Annotated in this window: 2 protein-coding genes; both read right to left on the bottom strand. The window is 77.2% G+C overall.

Features of this window, described 5'->3' with window-relative positions; genetic code table 11:
• The coding region (locus tag E1182_RS30000) for a ComEC/Rec2 family competence protein (protein WP_207921577.1) at positions 1–2338 on the bottom strand (2338 nt) is incomplete at its 3' end.
• Positions 2335–3013: ComEA family DNA-binding protein (locus tag E1182_RS30005; RefSeq protein WP_132271106.1), on the bottom strand; the 679-nt coding region annotated here is incomplete at its 5' end. The genes E1182_RS30005 and E1182_RS30000, both read right to left, overlap by 4 nt.

Here is a 3013-nt window from a genome sequence, read left to right on the forward strand (position 1 = left end):
CCACCGCGACGTCGCCGTCGGTGTCCGTACGCAGCACCCGGGCCCCGCCCCGCGTCAGTCGCCCCAGGATGGATGGGTTGGGGTGGCCGTAGTCGTTGCGCGCGCCCACCGGCACCACGGCGACGGCCGGCCGGACCGCGTCCAGGAAAACCGGATCCTGGTAGGCACTGCCGTGGTGCGCGACCTTCAGCACCTCGGCCCGTAGCGCGTCGGGCGGAAGACGCTCCACCATGGCCCGCTGCTCCTCGGTCTCGGCGTCTCCGGTGAGCAGGATGCGCACCCCGCCGACGGTGGCCCGCAGCACCAGGGAGTTGTTGTTCGGGTCAGATCGGGTGCCGCGCATCGGGTACGGCGGGCCGAGAACCGTCAACTCCACCGCACCCGCCCGGTACGACCAACCGGCCGACGCGGCCCTCGGCACCACGATTCCGGCCGTCGCAGCGGCCACCATTTCGCGTCCGGCCGCCGGTTCGGCGAGCGCGGGCGTCACCACCCCGCCCAGCCGGCGGCTCCGCAGTACCCCGGCCACCCCGCCCACGTGGTCGACGTGGAAGTGGCTCACCACCAGCAACGACACCTCCCGCACGGCCAACCGGCGCAGGCAACCGTCCACCGCCGACGGCTCCGGGCCGGCGTCGACCACCACGGCTCGCCCGGCCGCCACCGGCAGCACCAGCGCGTCCCCCTGACCGACCGCGCAGCCGACCAGCACCCAGCCGGCCGGTGGCCAACCGGCGGCCAGGATGCGCACCGGCAGGGCACCCAGCACCGCCGCGACGGCGCAGACCGCCACCAGCCGCCGGACCACGGGACGCCGGGCGGCCAACAGCAGCGCCACGGTCAGCCCGGCCAGCAGCAGCGCTCCCGCCACCCCACCGGGCCAGGGCAGGTTACCGGCCGGCAACCGGGCACCCACCCGGGCCACCGTCACCAACCACCAGGCGGGCCAGCTCGCCAGCCAGGCCACGAACTCGGCTGCGGCCGGCCACCACGGCGAGACCGCGGCGGCCAGCACCCCGAGCACGGTGGCCGGCGCGATGGCCGGCACCGCCAGCAGGTTGGCCGGCACCGCCACCAGGCTGACCGTGCCGGAGATACCGGCCACCACCGGCCCGCAGGCGAGTTGCGCCGCTGCCGGCACGGCCAACGCCTCGGCCAGCCCGGCTGGCACGCCGCGCCGCCGCAGCGCGTCCCGCCAGTTGGGGGCGAGCAGCAGCAACCCCGCCGTGGCCAGAACGGAGAGCGCGAAGCCGGCATCCCCGGCCAACTCGGGGTCGATCAGCACCAGCACGGTCACCGCGGCGCCCAGTGCGGGCAGCGCGGCGCGGGGACGACCGGCGGCGAGCGCAGCCAGCCCGATCGCACCCATGGTGGCCGCCCGGACCACACTCGGCGACGGGCGCACCAGCACGACGAACCCGACCAGGGCCAGCCCGCAGAGCACAGCGCCCACCCGGGGACCGGCCCGAGCCCAGCGGACGAGCAGCAGGACCGCGCCGACCACGATCGCCACGTTGGACCCGGAGACCGCGTTGAGGTGGGTCATTCCGGTGGCTCGGAAGTCCTCCTCCACCGCGGCCGGCAGCGCGCTGGTGTCCCCGACCACCAGGCCGGGCAGCAGCCCACCCGGCTCGTCGGGGAGCGGGGCGCAGGCCCGTTGCAGGCCGGCGCGGAGCGCACCGGCGGCACGCTGCAGCCACGGTGGCCGCCCGTGCGGCACGGGCGGGCCGGCCACGATGAGCACGGCGGCGGTGAGGTCCCCGCCACGTGGCGCGGTCAGCCGCCCTTCGGCGGTGAGCCGCTGCCCCGGCAGCCGGCCCCGCCAGCCGGGGTCGGTCGCCAACAGCAGCACCCGTACCGGGGCGGCGACCCGCTGGCCCTCGGGTCCGGTGAGCTGGACCAGCTCGGCCGGGACCAGCAGGGTCGACGGGCGCCCCGGGGCGGCACGGACCGGGCGGGGGTCATCGCGGACGACCAGCTCGGCGGTGACCCGAACGCGCTCGTCGACCAACGCGCGCAGGGGCGCGGCGTCCCGGACGGACAGCCGGGCGGCGGTGACGCCGGCCCCGCAGACGACGCCGAGCAGCACCGCTACGGCGACCCAGCCGTGTTGCCGGAGCAGCCCGGTCGGCCGGCCGAGCCGGCCGAGCAGGTGCGCCGCGGCGGCAGCGGCGAGACCGGCGGCAGTGGCGGCGAGCACGGTGGTCGTCGCCGTGGTGAGGTGCAAGCCGGCCAGCGCGGCGAGCCAGGTCGCCGCCGCCAGCCCGGCCAGCCGCAGGTCCGGGGGATCCGGGGGGTCGACGTCGCCCCGGTCCGCCGCCGTGATGCGCCCGTTCACACCGTCACCAGGTCCTTGAGCTGTTCGTACCGGGCGTCGCCGATTCCGTCGACCCGGCGCAGGTCACCCACCGACCGGAAGCCGCCGTGCTGGTCGCGGTGGGTCAGGATGCGCTGGGCGAGCACCGGGCCGACTCCGGGCAGCGCGTCGAGCTGGGCCAGCGTGGCGGCGTTCAGGTTGAGCCGTTCACCGACGCCGGGAGCCGCGCCGGGAGCCGCTGGGGCGGCGGGCGCGGCAACGCCAGGGGGTGCCGGTACGCCGATCACAATCAGCTCTCCGTCGGAGACCTTGCGGGCGGGGTTGAGCAGGGCGACGTCCACACCGGGCAGGGCACCGCCGGCGGCCTGCACCGCGTCGGCCACCCGCGCGCCGGCCGGCACCCGGACCAGGCCCGGACGGCGAACCTTGCCGGCGACCGCGACGACCAGCTCACCGGCGGGACCGGCGACCGTCTCCGGCGCGGCGGACGCTCCGGCCAGGGTCGACGTTTCGGGCAGGGCCGTGGTCGACGGACGGACCGGCTCGGCCTGCGGCCGGGACCGCCAGGCCCAGAAGCCGGCACCGAGCACCACCAGCACGGCGACGACGGCCAGCGCTCGTACGCCCCGACGCCCCGGATCGAACGCGCCCGGCCCGGGAAGTCGGGAGACCGGCGGCGCCGGCTCACCGTTGACG

Source organism: Micromonospora sp. KC721, from assembly GCF_004348355.1.
GTDB lineage: Bacteria > Actinomycetota > Actinomycetes > Mycobacteriales > Micromonosporaceae > Micromonospora.